12 protein-coding genes are annotated in these 15,217 nt (G+C 69.7%); 9 read left to right on the top strand and 3 right to left on the bottom strand.

Annotation, left to right across the window (positions count from 1 at the left end):
* Positions 1–9 precede the first annotated feature (9 nt).
* The 4 genes from nuoL to FCL41_RS14795 are packed head-to-tail and all read left to right on the top strand — an operon-like array spanning position 10 to position 6,177.
* The gene (nuoL, locus tag FCL41_RS14810) at positions 10–2,010 is read left to right on the top strand and encodes an NADH-quinone oxidoreductase subunit L (RefSeq protein WP_137064905.1); all 2,001 of its coding nucleotides are present in this window, start codon (positions 10–12) and stop codon (positions 2,008–2,010) included.
* Entirely contained in the window at positions 2,007–3,569 is a 1,563-nt protein-coding gene (locus FCL41_RS14805; RefSeq protein WP_137064906.1) for an NADH-quinone oxidoreductase subunit M, read from the top strand. The genes nuoL and FCL41_RS14805 overlap by 4 nt, the downstream gene beginning before the upstream one ends.
* Positions 3,566–5,173, top strand: a complete 1,608-nt coding sequence (nuoN, locus tag FCL41_RS14800; RefSeq protein ID WP_137064907.1) for an NADH-quinone oxidoreductase subunit NuoN — start codon at positions 3,566–3,568, stop codon at positions 5,171–5,173. Before FCL41_RS14805 ends, nuoN begins: the two co-directional genes overlap by 4 nt.
* Positions 5,170–6,177, top strand: coding sequence for a polyprenyl synthetase family protein (locus FCL41_RS14795; RefSeq protein WP_137064908.1), 1,008 nt, complete (start codon positions 5,170–5,172; stop codon positions 6,175–6,177). The genes nuoN and FCL41_RS14795 overlap by 4 nt, the downstream gene beginning before the upstream one ends.
* Before the next feature lie 5 nt (positions 6,178–6,182).
* Here FCL41_RS14795 and rarD read toward each other — a convergent pair whose 3' ends face one another.
* The 3 genes from rarD to FCL41_RS14780 are packed head-to-tail and all read right to left on the bottom strand — an operon-like array spanning position 6,183 to position 10,172.
* On the bottom strand, positions 6,183–7,091 hold the full coding sequence (gene rarD / locus FCL41_RS14790) for an EamA family transporter RarD (RefSeq protein WP_170970186.1): 909 nt from the start codon (positions 7,089–7,091) through the stop codon (positions 6,183–6,185).
* Positions 7,092–7,143: 52 nt separating this feature from the next.
* Positions 7,144–8,241 carry a 2-oxoacid:ferredoxin oxidoreductase subunit beta gene (locus FCL41_RS14785; RefSeq protein ID WP_137064909.1) on the bottom strand — a complete coding sequence of 366 codons (1,098 nt, stop codon included), beginning with the start codon at positions 8,239–8,241 and terminating at the stop codon, positions 7,144–7,146.
* Positions 8,238–10,172, bottom strand: coding sequence for a 2-oxoacid:acceptor oxidoreductase subunit alpha (locus FCL41_RS14780; protein WP_137064910.1), 1,935 nt, complete (start codon positions 10,170–10,172; stop codon positions 8,238–8,240). The genes FCL41_RS14785 and FCL41_RS14780 overlap by 4 nt, the downstream gene beginning before the upstream one ends.
* A 251-nt stretch (positions 10,173–10,423) precedes the next feature.
* On the opposite strand from FCL41_RS14780, the gene FCL41_RS14775 reads away from it, so the two are divergent.
* The 5 genes from FCL41_RS14775 (at position 10,424) to FCL41_RS14755 (ending at position 15,160) form a co-directional block, all read left to right on the top strand.
* Entirely contained in the window at positions 10,424–11,452 is a 1,029-nt protein-coding gene (locus tag FCL41_RS14775) for a sulfate ABC transporter substrate-binding protein (protein ID WP_137064911.1), read from the top strand.
* A gap of 92 nt (positions 11,453–11,544) precedes the next feature.
* Positions 11,545–12,318, top strand: a complete 774-nt coding sequence (cysT, locus tag FCL41_RS14770) for a sulfate ABC transporter permease subunit CysT (RefSeq protein WP_239021662.1) — start codon at positions 11,545–11,547, stop codon at positions 12,316–12,318.
* Positions 12,311–13,120: a sulfate ABC transporter permease subunit gene (locus tag FCL41_RS14765; protein WP_137064913.1), complete on the top strand. Its 810-nt coding sequence runs from the start codon at positions 12,311–12,313 to the stop codon at positions 13,118–13,120. The genes cysT and FCL41_RS14765 overlap by 8 nt, the downstream gene beginning before the upstream one ends.
* The gene (locus tag FCL41_RS14760) at positions 13,117–14,109 is read left to right on the top strand and encodes a sulfate/molybdate ABC transporter ATP-binding protein (RefSeq protein ID WP_137064914.1); all 993 of its coding nucleotides are present in this window, start codon (positions 13,117–13,119) and stop codon (positions 14,107–14,109) included. The genes FCL41_RS14765 and FCL41_RS14760 overlap by 4 nt, the downstream gene beginning before the upstream one ends.
* A 127-nt stretch (positions 14,110–14,236) precedes the next feature.
* Positions 14,237–15,160, top strand: coding sequence for a type IV toxin-antitoxin system AbiEi family antitoxin domain-containing protein (locus tag FCL41_RS14755; RefSeq protein ID WP_137064915.1), 924 nt, complete (start codon positions 14,237–14,239; stop codon positions 15,158–15,160).
* Positions 15,161–15,217: the final 57 nt, after the last annotated feature.

Here is a 15,217-nt window from a genome sequence, read left to right as displayed (position 1 = left end):
GGGTTGTCGATGAGTGCACTGTCACTGACCGCTGCGATCACGCAGGTGGGCACCCAGGTGGGCACCCTCGTGTCCGCCGCAGGTGAGGCCCATGTCCCGGTCGTCGCCCCCACCGCCGCGGAGGGAGTCTTCTCCCTGCTGTGGCTGGTGATCGCCCTGCCGCTGCTCGGCGCGCTGGTCCTCCTGCTCGGCGGGCCGCTCGCCAGGGGAGCGATCGACAGGTGGGGCCACTGGTTCGGCACGGCCACGGTCGTCGGGTCGTTCGCCCTGAGCCTGACGCTCTTCGTCGCCCTGCTGGGCCGCGACGAGTCGGAGCGCCAGATCGGCCAGGAGCTGTGGACCTGGTTCTCCGCCGGGTCGGTCGAGGTCGGCATGGACCTGCTCTACGACCCGCTGTCGGCGCTCTTCCTGCTGCTGATCACCGGTGTCGGCGCGCTGATCCACGTCTACTCGATCGGCTACATGGAGCACGACGAGCGTCGTCGTCGTTTCTTCGGCTACCTCAACCTCTTCATCGCCGCGATGCTGATGCTGGTCCTGGCCGCCAACTTCGTGGGTCTCTTCCTCGGCTGGGAGGGCGTCGGCCTGGCGTCCTACCTGCTGATCGGCTTCTGGCAGCACAAGCCGTCGGCCGCCGCGGCCGCCAAGAAGGCGTTCGTGATGAACCGCGTCGGTGACGTCGGCCTGGCGCTGGCCATCGGCCTCATGTTCGCCACGTTCGGCAGCACCGACTTCTCGGTCGTCAGCGAGGCGGCTGGGCTCGCCGGCGAGGGCACGCTCAACGCCCTCGGTCTGCTGCTCCTGCTGGGTGCCTGCGGCAAGTCGGCCCAGGTGCCGCTCCAGGCGTGGCTGCTCGACGCCATGGAGGGTCCGACGCCGGTCTCCGCGCTGATCCACGCCGCGACCATGGTGACCGCTGGTGTCTACCTGGTGGTCCGCGCCAACTTCGTCTTCGAGAACGCCCCCGTCGCCCAGACCGCGGTGGTCATCGTCGCGACCATCACGTTGCTGTGGGGTGCTGTCCTCGGTTGCGCCAAGGACGACATCAAGAAGGCCCTCGCCGGCTCCACGATGAGCCAGATCGGCTACATGATGCTCGCCGCCGGCCTCGGTGTCGCGGGCTACGCCTTCGCGATCATGCACCTGCTCACGCACGGATTCTTCAAGGCCAACATGTTCCTCGGTGCCGGCTCGGTGATGCACGGCATGGACGACGACGTGAACATGCGCCACTACGGCGCACTCAACAAGGCCATGCCGATCACCTACGCCACCTTCCTGATGGGCTACCTGGCGATCATCGGCTTCCCGGGCTTCTCCGGCTTCTGGTCGAAGGACAAGGTGATCGAGACCGCGCTGGCCGAGAACCTCCTCGTCGGCGTCCTCGCCCTGGTGGGTGCGGGCGTCACCGGCTTCTACATGACGCGGATGATGATCCTGACCTTCTGGAGCTCCAAGCGGTGGGACCCGGGCGTGCACCCGCACGAGTCACCGAAGGTGATGACGGTACCGCTGATCGTGCTGGCGGCCCTCTCGGTCCTCGGTGGCGTGCTGCTGCTCGGCGACTGGATCGTCAACTGGCTCACGCCGGTGGTCGGCCACGCCCCCCACCACGAGCCCCCGCTCCCGGCGCTGGCGATCACCCTGATCATCACCGCGACGGTGGCGATCGGTGTCGCGGCGGCCGTCTACCTGGTCGCCAAGCGGGACATCCCCCGGACTGCTCCGAGCGACGTCTCCTTCGCGACGAAGGCGGCTCGCGCCGACCTCTACGGCGACGGCATCAACGACGTCCTCGTGATCGAGCCCGGCCGCCACCTGGTCTCCGGCCTCACCACCATGGACCGGGTCGTCGTCGACGGCGCGGTCGAGGGTGGCGCGGCGTCGGTCGGTGCCCTGTCCCGAGTCCTGCGGCGCATCCAGAACGGCTACGTCCGTTCCTACGCCCTGTCCATTGTCGGCGGCGTCCTCATCGTCGTCCTTGCCCTCCTGGCGGTGAACCTCGCATGAGCGACTTCCCCTGGCTGATCGCCCTGGTCCTCGTGCCGTTGCTCGGCGCGGTGGCCGTCTCGTTCCTGCCCGCGGGCCGCGGTGAGCCGCTGCCCAAGAAGGTGGGTCTGGGCGTCGCGCTCGTGACCCTGCTGATCGGTCTCGCGATCCTCGCCGGCTACCTGACCGGCGGCGGCGACACCACGTCCGCAGGTGGCGGCGAGCAGTTCGACGTCTCGTACTCCTGGATCTCGCTCTTCGGTGCCCACTTCGCCCTCGGCGTCGACGGGCTGAGCCTGGTGATGGTCGTGCTGACCGTCGTCCTGGTGCCGCTGGTGATGATCGCCAGCTGGAACGAGTCCGACGAGGGCAACACCAAGTCGTTCTTCGGCTGGGTGCTCGCGCTGGAGGCCATGTCGCTGGCGGTCTTCACCGCGACCGACGTCTTCCTCTTCTACGTGGTCTTCGAGGCCACGCTGATCCCGGCGTACTTCCTCGTCGCGGGCTTCGGCCGTGAGGGCCGCAGCCGCGCCGCGACCAAGTTCCTGCTCTACCAGCTCGCCGGCGGCCTGGTGATGCTCGGCAGCGTCATCGGCCTGTACGTCGTCTCCGCTGACGCCGGCACCCCGTCGTACCTGATCAGCGACCTGGCCGCGATCGACATCGACCCGACGGCGCAACGCTGGTTGTTCGTCGGCTTCTTCATCGCCTTCGCGGCGAAGGCGCCGATGTTCCCGCTGCACACCTGGCTGGCCGACACCACCGAGAAGGCGACCCCGAGCACCTCGGTGCTGCTCGTCTGCGTGCTCGACAAGATCGGCACCTACGGCATGCTCCGCTTCTGCCTGGGCCTCCTGCCCGAGGCGTCGGAGTGGGCCACCCCGGTCGTGGTCGTGCTGGCGCTGGTCTCGGTCGTCTACGGCGCGCTGGTGGCGATCGGCCAGGACGACGTCCTGCGCCTGATCGGTCTCACGTCGCTGTCGCACTTCGGCCTGATCGTGCTGGGCATCTTCGTCTTCTCGGGCGCCGGCTCCGCGGGTGCGGTGCTCTACATGGTCAACCACGGCATCGCGACCGCTGCGCTCTTCCTGATCGCCGGCTTCGTGATCCGCCGCACCGGCACGGCCTCGATCAGCGCCATGGGTGGTCTGGAGAAGACCGTCCCCGTGCTGGCCGGCGTCTTCCTGGTGGCTGGCCTGGCCGCCGCGGGGCTGCCCGGGCTCTCGCCCTTCGTCTCGGAGGTGCTCGTCCTGATCGCCGCCTTCAACCACGCCTGGTGGGCCGGAGCCGTCGCGGTCACCTCGATCGTGCTGGCCGCCATCTACATCCTGTGGACCTACCAGCGCACGTTCACCGGCCCGGCCAGGGCGGAGTACGCAGCCGTCACCGACATCGACCGTCGCGAGCTCGGCGCCGTGGTGCCGCTGCTGGTGGCGCTGGTCGTCTTCGGGTTCTTCCCGATGCCGGTCCTCGACGTGATCAACCCGGCAGTGGACGACATCCTTTCCCAGGTCGGGGTCCTTGAGGACCCACCGACCGTGGAAGTGCCGTCCGACGCTACTGAGGGAGCGGACCAGTGAACGAGTTCGTCAAGCCGTCCATCGAGTACTTCGAGCTCGCACCGCTGCTCGTCGTCTTCGGCGCCGCCTGCATCGCCGTGCTGGTCGAGGCGTTCATGCCGCGCGCCCACCGCTTCGTCACGCAGGTCGCGCTGACCTTCGTGGCCCTGGCCGTCGCCCTCGCGCTCGTCGTCGTGGTCGCCCTCGACTACGCCGACGTGGGCCCGGTCGCCTTCACCGACGGCCGCGGCTTCGGTGTCGTGGCCGCGATGGGGTCGGTCGCCGTCGACGGGCCGACCCTCTTCCTCTGGGGCGTCATCCTGGTGCTCGCGCTCCTGGGCACCGCGCTCTTCGCCGAGCGCCGGCTCGACGGCGGGCTGAGTGCCTTCGCGGGCCAGGCCGCCTCGGCGCCGGGCTCCGACGCCGAGAACGACGCCGCGCGCGAGCGGTGGGAGCACACCGAGGTCTACCCGCTGCTGCTGTTCGCGGTCACCGGCATGCTGCTCTTCCCGGCCGCCAACGACCTGCTGGTCCTCTTCGTGGCGCTCGAGGTCCTGTCGCTGCCGCTCTACCTGCTCGCTGGCCTGGCGCGTCGTCGTCGCCTCCTCAGCCAGGAGGCAGCGCTGAAGTACTTCCTGCTGGGAGCCTTCTCCTCGGCGTTCTTCCTCTACGGCGCCGCGCTGCTCTACGGCTACGCCGGGTCGATGCAGTTCGGCGAGATCAGCGACGCGATCGCCAACCGCACCGACGCCAAGGGCCTGCTCCTCGTCGCGATCGGCCTGCTGGCCGTGGGCCTCTTCTTCAAGATCGGCGCCGCGCCCTTCCACGCCTGGAGCCCGGACGTCTACCAGGGCTCGCCCACCCCGCTGACCGCCTTCATGGCGGCGGCGACCAAGGTGGCCGCGTTCGGAGCGATCCTGCGCCTCTTCTACGTGGCGCTGGGCAACGACCGTACGTCGTGGCTCCCGGTCTTCTGGATCGTGGCGATCCTGTCGATGGTCGTCGGCACCGTGCTGGCCATCGGTCAGAGCGACGTGAAGCGACTGCTGGCCTACTCGTCGGTGGCCCACGCGGGCTTCGTGCTGACCGGCGTCCTGGGCGTCCAGTCCGCCAGCTCCTTGGCGCCCGACGAGCTGAGCTCCGCCGAGGCCGTCCTCTTCTACCTGACCACGTACGGCCTCACCACCCTCGGCGCCTTCGCGGTCGTCAGCCTGGTGCGTGACGCCGGCGGCGAGACGACCCAGCTCTCGCGCTGGGCCGGCCTGGGCAAGGACTCCCCGCTGATCGCGGGCATCTTCGCCTTCTTCCTGCTGGCCATGGCGGGCATCCCGCTCACCTCGGGCTTCACCGGCAAGTGGGCGGTCTTCTCGGTCGCCCTGGCGGCCGGGGCGTGGCCCGTGGTGCTGGTCGCCGTGCTGATGAGCGCAGCGGCCGCGTGGATCTACCTCAAGGTCATCGTGCTCATGTACTTCCGTGAGCCGGAGGCCGACTCCGCCTCGGTGGCCGCCCCGTCGATCCTGACCTCGGTGGCCATCGCGGTGACGGCCGTCGCGACGCTGGTGCTGGGCATCGTGCCGGACCCGCTGCTCGACGTGTTGGCCGGTGCGGGAGAATTCCTCAGGTGACCTCCCATGCTTCTGCCGACCTGGCCCTTCCCGTCGTTGACGAGGACCTCGCCGCACGCCTGAAGACCCGCCTGGCGGCGATCGAGGAGGACCTGGCCGGGCACGTCTCGAGCAGTGCCGACTTCATCAACGAGACCGCTGGCCACCTGATGGCTGCCGGTGGCAAGCGGTTCCGTCCGCTGCTCGTGCTGCTGGCGGCCGAGGCCGGCCCCGACCCCGACTCCGAGCAGGTGCGCCGGGCAGCGTCGGTCGTGGAGCTCACCCACCTCGCCTCGCTCTACCACGACGACGTGATGGACGAGGCCGACGTGCGCCGCGGTGCCGACTCGGCCAACGCCCGTTGGGACAACCACATCGCGATCCTCACCGGCGACTACCTCTTCGCGCGGTCGTCCGAGGTCACCGCAGCCCTCGGCCCCGAGGCCGTCCTGATCCAGTCGCGCACCTTCGCGCGACTGGTCGAGGGACAGATCCTCGAGACCGTGGAGCCGCGCGAGGGCGAGGACCCGCTGGCCCACTACCTCGAGGTCGTGGCAGGCAAGACCGGGTCGCTCATCGCGACCTCCGCCCTCTACGGCGCGATGTTCTCCGGCGCCTCCCCGGAGGTCTGCGAGGCGCTGCGCCAGTACGGCGAGATCGTCGGCGCGGCCTTCCAGCTCTCCGACGACATCCTCGACATCGCCTCCGAGAGCGAGGAGTCCGGCAAGACGCCGGGCACCGACCTGCGTGAGGGCGTCCCGACGTTGCCGGTGCTGATGGCGCGCGCCGCCAACCGTCCCGAGGACGCTCGCCTCATCGAGCTGCTCGACGCCGACCTCGCCGACGACGCCCTGCACGCCGAGGCGCTCGACCTGCTCCGCAAGAACCCGGCCATGGAGTCTGCACGCGACTACGTGCGCGGCCAGGCCGCCGAGGCCAAGGCGCTGCTCACCGTGCTGCCGCAGAACGGCGTCCGCCAGGCGCTGGAGGCCTTCGCCGACGTGGTGGCCAACCGCTCCTCCTGAGCCCTTCAGAGGGCGGAGGCGTCGGCGACCAGCGCCAGCTGGCGCCGCCGGTGGTTGATCGACTCGGCGGTGAAGAGCATCAACGCCACCCAGACCAGCACGAAACCGGCCCAGCGCGCGGCCGGCATGTCCTCGCGGAAGACCAGCACCCCGATCGAGAACTGCAGGATCGGCGCCAGGTACTGCAGGAGACCCAGGCTGACGAGGCTCATCCTGGTCGCCGCCGCGCCGAAGAGCACCAGCGGGATCGCGGTCAGGACGCCGGCGACCACGAGCAGAGCCATGTGGCCGGCGCCCTCGTGGCCGAACGTCGCCTCGCCCGTGGAGGCGAGCCACACGGCGTACGCGAGGGCGAACGGCGCCACCAGGGTCGTCTCGACGGTGAGTGACTCGAAGGCGCCGGTGTCGGCCTTCTTCTTGGCCAGGCCGTAGGTCGCGAACGACGCGGCGAGCACCAGCGCGATCCACGGTGGGCGGCCGTAGTCCAGGGTCAGGACGAGCACCGCGGTGAGGGCGATGGCGACGGCCACCCACTGCAGCGGCCGGAGCCGCTCGCCCAGCACCACGACACCGAGCGTCACCGTGACCAACGGGTTGATGAAGTAGCCGAGCGAGGTCTCCACGACGTGGCCGTTGTTGACGCCCCAGATGTAGGTGCCCCAGTTGATCGAGACGACGGCGGCGGCGCCGGCGAGCAGGGCGAGGCGGCGGCGGTCGGCGAAGGTGGCGCGTACGCCCCCGAGCCGGCGCAGGACCACGACCACGACCGCCATGCTCAGCGCCGACCAGATCATCCGGTGGGCGAGGATCTCGACCGCTCCGGCGGGCTTGAGCAGCGGCCAGTAGAGAGGGAAGAGACCCCAGATCAGGTAGGCGGCGAAGCCGGCGAGCACGCCGCGCCTGGAGTCACTCACCCACGCAGCATAGGTGGCACGAGCCGGGTTCCCCGCATCATTTGCGCCAGTCTCAGACGACCGTCCAGGTGTCGCCGCCGCCGAGCAGCGCGGCGAGTCGCGCGGTGGGTTCCGGTTCGGTCACCGACCCCTGGGCGGTGACGACCTGGGCGCGCGCCTGGTCGTCGTACGTCGCCCGCTCGACCTGTCGGAAGATGCCGACGGGGGACTGGTGCAGGTGGCCCGCGTCGGTGAGCCGGCTGATGGCGAAGGCGGTCGAGGGGTCCTCGCGGTGGGCGTCGTGGACCAGGACCTCGTCGGGGTCGACGTCGGCGGTGGCCACCACCGCCACCCCGCCGGCGTCGCGCACGACGGCCTTGGAGCCGCGACCGTCCTCCAGCGGGGTGCCGAAGGTGATCGGCTGGCCGTGGACCAGCGGGATGATCGCGTCGTCGCGGGTGTCGGGGCTCTTCAGCTCGTCGAAGGCGCCGTCGTTGAAGATCGGGCAGTTCTGGTAGATCTCCACGAGCGCCGTGCCGCGGTGGGCCGCCGCGGCCTCCAGCACGGAGGTGAGGTGCTTGCGGTCCGAGTCGATGGTGCGCGCCACGAAGGTCGCCTCGGCGCCCAGGGCCAGGGAGACCGGGTTGAAGGGGTGGTCGACCGATCCCATGGGGGTCGACTTGGTGACCTTGCCGGTCTCCGAGGTGGGGGAGTACTGCCCCTTGGTGAGCCCGTAGATGCGGTTGTTGAAGAGCAGGATCGTCATGTTGACGTTGCGGCGCATCGCGTGGATCAGGTGGTTGCCGCCGATGGAGAGGGCGTCGCCGTCACCGGTGACGACCCAGACCGACAGGTCCTCACGCGCCGTGGCGATGCCGGTGGCGATCGCCGGGGCCCGGCCGTGGATCGAGTGCATCCCGTAGGTGTCGAGGTAGTAGGGGAAGCGCGAGGAGCAGCCGATGCCGGAGACGAAGACGATGTTCTCGCGTCGCAGCCCCAGGTCGGGCAGGAACGACTGCACGGCCTTGAGCACGGCGTAGTCGCCGCACCCCGGGCACCAGCGCACCTCCTGGTCGGAGGTGAAGTCCTTGCCGGTCTGGGCGACGTCGGTGAGTGGCACCGACGCCGTGCCCGAGGGGCCGACGGTGGGCAGGCCGAGCTGGGTGGTCATGGGTTGCTCCCTTCGCTGGTGGCGTCCAGGTCGAGCCGCTGCCCCTCGACCTCGGTGACGAGGGAGGCGACCACCCGGGCGAGGTCGGCGGCCTTGATCGGCATCCCGTTGACCTGGTTGTGGCCGACGGCGTCGACCAGGAACTCGGCGCGGAGCAGCATCCGCAGCTGGCCGAGGTTCATCTCCGGCACGAGCACCTTGTCGTAGCGGCGCAGGATCTCCCCGAGGTCCTTCGGGAAGGGGTTCACGTGGCGCAGGTGGGCCTGGGCGACCCGGCCTCCGGCCTTGCGCACCCGGCGTACGGCCGCCCCGATGGGGCCGTAGGTCGAGCCCCACCCGATGACGAGCACCTTCGCGCCCTGTCCGTCGGCCGCACCGGGGTCGTCGACCTCGAGCGGGGGCAACCGGTCCGCGATCGCGGCGACCTTGGCTGCGCGCGTCCGCACCATGAAGTCGTGGTTGGCGGGGTCGTAGGAGATGTTGCCGTGGCCGTCGCCCTTCTCCAGACCGCCGATGCGGTGCTCGAGCCCGGGCGTGCCGGGCACCGCCCAGGGCCGGGCCAGCGTCTCGGAGTCGCGCAGGTAGGGCCAGAAGTCGCCCTTCTCCTCGCCGTCCTTGCCGGTGCTGGTGTGGTTGGTCGTGGTCGCGAAGTGCGGGTCGATCACGGGCAGCTCGGCGAGCTCGGGGATGCGCCACGGCTCGGAGCCGTTGGCGAGGTAGCCGTCGGAGAGCAGCATCACCGGCGTGCGGTACGTGATCGCGATCCGCACCGCCTCCAGCGCCGCGTCGAAGCAGTCGCCGGGTGACGACGGCGCGATCACCGGCACCGGTGCCTCGCCGTTGCGCCCGAACAGCGCCTGGAGCAGGTCGGACTGCTCGGTCCGGGTGGGCAGGCCGGTCGAGGGGCCACCGCGTTGCACGTTGACGACGACGAGCGGCAGCTCGGTCATCACCGCCAGCCCGATCGCCTCGCCCTTGAGCGCGATGCCGGGGCCGGAGGTGGTGGTGATGCCGAGGTGCCCGGCGAAGGCGGCACCGATCGCCGCCGTGACGCCGGCGATCTCGTCCTCCGCCTGGAAGGTGGTGATGGCGAACGACTTGTGCTTGCTCAGCTCGTGCAGGATGTCGCTGGCCGGGGTGATCGGGTAGGTGCCGAGGAAGGCGGGCAGCCCGGACTGCACGGCCCCGGCGACCAGGCCGTACGCCAGCGCCAGGTTGCCGGTGATGTTGCGGTAGGTGCCGGGCGGCATCGGCGCGGGCTTGATCTCGTAGGAGACCGCGAAGGCCTCCGTGGTCTCGCCGAAGTTCCAGCCGGTGCGGAACGCGGTGATGTTGGCGTCGCGGATGGCGGGGACGCCGGCGAAGCGCCGCGCGAGGAACTCGACGGTGGTCTCGGTGGGGCGGCCGTACATCCACGACAGCAGGCCGAGGGCGAACATGTTCTTCGCCCGCGCCGCGTCCTTGCGGGAGAGGCCGAACTCCTTGACCGCCTCGACGGTCATGCCGGTGAGGTCGATCGCGTGCACCTGGAACTCGGCCAGCGTCTCGTCGTCGAGGGGGGAGTGGGCGTAGCCGGCCTTCTGCAGGTTGCGGGTCGTGAAGTCGTAGGTGTCGACGATGACCGTGGCGCCGTGGGGCAGGTCGCCGAGGTTGGCGCGCAGGGCGGCCGGGTTCATCGCGACGAGCACGTCGGGGCGGTCGCCGGGGGTGAGGATGTCGTGGTCGGCGAAGTGCACCTGGAACGAGGAGACCCCGGGCAGCGTGCCCTGCGGGGCGCGGATCTCGGCCGGGAAGCTGGGGAAGGTGGCCAGGTCGTTGCCGAAGGCGGCGGACTCCTGGGTGAACCGGTCACCGGTGAGCTGCATGCCGTCGCCGGAGTCGCCGGCAAATCGGATGATCACGCGGTCGAGCTGCTTGACCTGCTTCGTCACGTCGTGGGCGTCCTTCGCTCAGGGCCGCGCGCAGTGCCTCCCGAGTGCCTCCCGGGAGTGCCTGGGCACGTCCGTCTCACCTGGAACTGCTGTCCACAGTAGCCCCCCCTCATGTGGGGTAAGTGGCCCGCGACACACCGGGACTCTGTCTCAAAAGACCACTAAGACAGCAAAGTCACCTAGTCTTAGCGACTAAGTCAGTCGAAGCGCCACTCCATCCTGGGCGGCCCGGCTACAGAGGGAGTCAGATTATGAAGAGCACCATCAAGCGCCGGCTCGCCGCCGGCGTGGCCGTGACCGTCGCGGGTCTGCTGGGTCTCACCGCCTGCGGTGGCGACGCAGACTCGGCCGAGTCGTTCCGCATCGTCGGCTTCGCCGTTCCCGAGGCGGCCAACAAGGCCATCGAGAAGGAGTTCGCCAAGACCGACGCCGGCGACGGCTTCAAGGCCAAGGGGAGCTACGGCGCCTCCGGTGACCAGAGCCGCGCGGTCGACAAGGGTCTCAAGGCCGACTACGTCCACTTCTCCGTCGCCTCCGACGTCACCCGGCTCGTCGACTCCGGCCTCGTCGCCGAGGACTGGAACCAGGGCGAGAACAAGGGCGTCGTGTCGCGCTCGGTCGTCGTCTTCGGTGTCCGCGACGGCAACCCCAAGAACATCAAGACGTGGGACGACCTGGTGAAGCCGGGCGTCGAGATCGTCACCCCCAACCCGGCCTCCTCGGGCGCGGCGCGCTGGAACGCGCTGGCTGCCTACGGCCAGGCCATCAAGGGCGGTGCCTCGGAGAAGGAGGCCAGCGCGTACGTCGACAAGTTCTTCAAGAACGTCGTCTCGCTGCCCGGCTCGGGCCGCGACGCCACGCAGGCCTTCCTCGGTGGCACCGGTGACGTGCTGATGGCCTACGAGAACGAGGCCATCCTGGCCGCCCAGAACGGCGAGGGCTTCGAGTACATCATCCCCGAGACCACGCTGCTCATCGAGAACCCGGGCGCCATCCTCAAGGACGCCAACCCGGTGGCCGAGGACTGGCTCGAGTTCGTGCTGAGCGACGCCGGGCAGAAGCAGTTCGCCCTCACCGGCTTCCGCCCGATCCGCGACGACGTCGACTTCGGCGGCACCGTCGAGGGTGCGGCCGACCCGAGCAACCCCTTCCCGCCCGTGCCCAACCTGCTGACCGTCGACAACGACTTCGGCAGCTGGGACGAGGTCTCCACCAAGTTCTTCGACGTGGAGAACGGTCTGGTGACGAAGTCGATCGCCAAGGCCGGGCTGGGTGAATGACCACCACCCCGCTCCTTGACCGACCGGCGTCGGGTCCTCGGACCCGGCGCCGGTCGGCGCGCCCCCGGGCGCGTACTGCCACCAACCTCACGATGACGTCCGGCATCGGCCTCGGCATCGCGATGACGTGGTTCAGCCTGCTCGTCCTCATCCCCCTGTGCGCCGTGATCGTCACGGCGTCCGAGGGTGGCTGGGCGAACTTCTGGACCACCGTCACCAACGACCAGACCGCTGCCGCCATCAAGCTGACCGTCACCCAGGCTGCCCTGGTGACGCTCGTCAACATCTTCATGGGCACCCTCATCGCGTGGGTGCTCGTGCGGGACCGGTTCCCCGGCAAGGCGCTGCTGGAGATCATGATCGACATCCCGTTCGCCCTGCCCACGATCGTGGCTGGCCTGGTGCTGCTCTCGCTCTACGGACGCGGCAGCCCACTGGGGGTCGACATCGCCAACACGAGGTTCAGCGTCTTCCTGGCGTTCCTCTTCGTGACCCTGCCCTTCATCGTGCGGACGGTCCAGCCCGTGCTGGCCGAGCTCGACCGAGACGTCGAGGAGGCCGCGACATCCCTGGGCGCGAGCAGGTTCACGACGTTCCGGCGGATCATCCTTCCCGCCCTGGTGCCCGCCATCGCTGCGGGTGCGGCGCTCTCGTTCGCCCGCGGCGTGAGTGAGTACGGGTCGCTGGTCCTGCTCTCGGGCAACCTGCCCTTCAAGACGGAGGTCACCTCCGTACGCATCCTCGGCAGCATCGAGAACGACAACGTCGCGGCCGCGGCGTCCACCGCGACGGTGCTCCTGGTGGTCTCGTTGTCGGTCATCGTGCTGCTCGACCTGATCCAGAGGCGGGTGAGCCGTCGTGGCTAAGTGGATCCGCATCGCGATCGTCGTCACCTACCTCTTCCTGCTGGTCGCCTGGCCGGTCTCGCTGGTCGTCGTCAACACGTTCGACGGTGGCGCCGAGGCCTTCTTCGCAGTCCTGCAGGACGCCGACATCCAGGCCGCCCTGCGGCTGACGGCCACCGCGGCCTTCTTCGCGGTCGTCATCAACCTCTTCTTCGGCGTCGGGATGTCGCTGCTGCTCGTGCGGTACGAGTTCTGGGGCAAGCGTGCCCTCAGCGCCCTCATCGACCTCCCGCTCTCGGTCTCGCCCGTCGTGGTGGGCCTGGCGCTGGTGCTGGTCTACGGCGGACGGGACGGCTGGTTCGGGCCGTTCCTGGAGGCACGAGGGATCCAGGTCATCTTCTCCACCCCCGGCATCGTCATGGCGACGGCCTTCGTGGCCCTACCCCTGGTGATCCGTGAAGTGGTGCCGGTGCTCGAGGAAATCGGGACGGACCAGGAGGTGGCGGCGCGCAGCCTGGGCGCCAACGCCTTCCAGACGTTCTTCCGGATCACCCTGCCCGGCATCAAGTGGGCGATCGTCTACGGCGTCGTCCTCTCCCTCGCCCGTTCGTTGGGCGAGTTCGGTGCCGTGAAGGTCGTCTCGGGCAACGTGCTCGGCGAGACCCGCACGGCCACCCTGGTGGTGGAGGAGAAGTACCTCAACTTCGCCGCGCAGGAGGCGTACGCCGTCGCCTTCCTGCTCGCGATGGTCTCGGTGGTCTGCATCGTCGTCGTCGCCCTCATCCGCCCGAGTCACTCTGACGAGAAGGAAGCACACGCATGAGCATCGAGGTCAAGGGAGTGACCAAGCGCTTCGGGGACTTCGTCGCCCTCGAGGACGTCAACGTCTCGATCCCCACCGGTCAGTTGACCGCCCTGCTGGGTCCCAGCGGTGGCGGCAAGTCCACCCTGCTGCGCGTCATCGCCGGTCTCGAGTCCTCGGACGCCGGGACCATCGAGATCGAGGGTGTGGACGCGACGAGGTTGGCGCCGCAGAAGCGCAACGTCGGCTTCGTCTTCCAGCACTACGCAGCGTTCAAGCACATGACGGTCGCCAAGAACGTCGCCTTCGGCCTGGAGATCCGCAAGAAGCCGAAGGACGAGGTCCGTGACCGGGTGCACGAGCTGCTCAAGCTCGTCCACCTGGAGCAGTTCGCCCACCGGCTGCCGTCGCAGCTCTCGGGTGGTCAGCGTCAGCGCATGGCGCTCGCCCGTGCGCTGGCCGTCGAGCCCAGCGTCCTGCTGCTCGACGAGCCCTTCGGCGCCCTCGACGCGAAGGTCCGCAAGGAGCTGCGCGACTGGCTGCGCCGCCTCCACGACGAGGTCCACGTGACCACCGTCTTCGTGACCCACGACCAGGAGGAGGCCCTCGAGGTCTCCGACGAGATCGTGGTGATCAACAACGGGCGGGTCGAGCAGGTCGGCACCCCCGACCAGCTCTACGACGAGCCGGCCAACGACTTCGTCATGAGCTTCCTCGGCGAGGTCACCACGCTGGGTGGCCACGCGATCCGCCCGCACGACATCGAGGTCTCCACGAGCCCGCTGCTCGACCACGCGATCGAGGGAACCGTCGACCGCGTGCTGCGCATCGGCTTCGAGGTGCGCCTGACGGTGCACACCCTCGACGGCGAGGAGGTGATGGTGCAGCTCACCCGCACCCTCTCCAACGGCCTGGGCGTCCGTGAGGGCAGCACCGTGTGGCTCACCCCGCTGGCCGGGGCGACCGTCATGCCGACCGCCGTGTCGGTGGGTGGGCACGCCCGCACCTGACCGGCGCTTGGGCTTGCGTCATCGGAGGTTCTCGGTCATCAGGTGACTGGGGACCTCCGATGACGGAGCGACGGGGGTTCTCCACAGGGCCCCAGCGGTCGACAGCCCACTGCGCCAGCATGCGGGGATGGACTGGGGCGATCTGGCGCAGCGGCAGGACGGGGTCGTGTCGCGTCGGCAGCTCGTCGAGCTCGGGCTGGCTGACCACGACGTACGCCGGCTGGTGCGCCGCCGAGACCTGACCCGGGTGCACCTCGGCGTCTACGTGACCCACACCGGGGAGCTGTCGTGGAGGCAACGGGCGTGGGCGGCCGTCCTGTACGCCGCCCCCGCGGCCCTGTGGGGTCCCTCCGCCCTGGTGGTGGAGCGGGTTCGACCGGAACCGCCCAGCGGTCCCGTGCACGTGGCGGTCGACGAGCTGCGCCGCGTGGATGCCGTCCCCGGAGTGGTGGTGCACCGTGTGAGGAGGCTCGACGAACGGGCCCGCCTCCACCTGTCACCGCCACGGATCCGGATCGAGCACGCGGTCCTCGACACGGCCGGCGCTGCGGTGGGCGAGGTCGAGCGCGTGGCGGTGCTGACCGACGCGCTGCAGGCCCGCGCGGTCACGGTGCCGCGGCTCCTGGCCACGTTGGAGGCGAGGCCGCGGATGCTGCGGAAGAGCCAGCTCCGTGCGCTGCTCCAGGACCTGACTGAGGGCACCGACTCGGTCCTCGAGCACGGCTACCTCGTGCGGGTCGAACGGCCCCACGGTCTCCCCCGGGGGAGACGCCAAGCCCACGTGGGGGGACTGCGGTCACGGCACGACGTCGTCCACGAGGCAACCCGCACCATCATCGAGCTCGACGGACGGGCGTACCACTCGTTGGCCAGCCAGCGGTACGCCGACCTGGAGCGGGACGCGGCGGCTGCTGCCGCCGGCCACCTCACGATCAGACTCGGTTGGGGGCAGGTGTTCTCGTCTCCCTGCACGACGGCGGAGCGGTTGGCGAGGGTGCTGCGCCAACGCGGGTGGGCCGGCTCGCTGCGTCGTTGTCCGCAGTGCCCCTGAGGCCCCGGAGATGCGTCATCGGAGGATCCCAGTCACCCAGTGACGGAGATCCTCCGA

It is taken from the genome of Nocardioides jishulii (genome assembly GCF_006007965.1).
Lineage (GTDB): Bacteria > Actinomycetota > Actinomycetes > Propionibacteriales > Nocardioidaceae > Nocardioides > Nocardioides jishulii.
The sequence above is the reverse complement of the archived record's forward strand: the minus strand, read 5'-3'. Positions and strand labels throughout refer to the sequence as shown.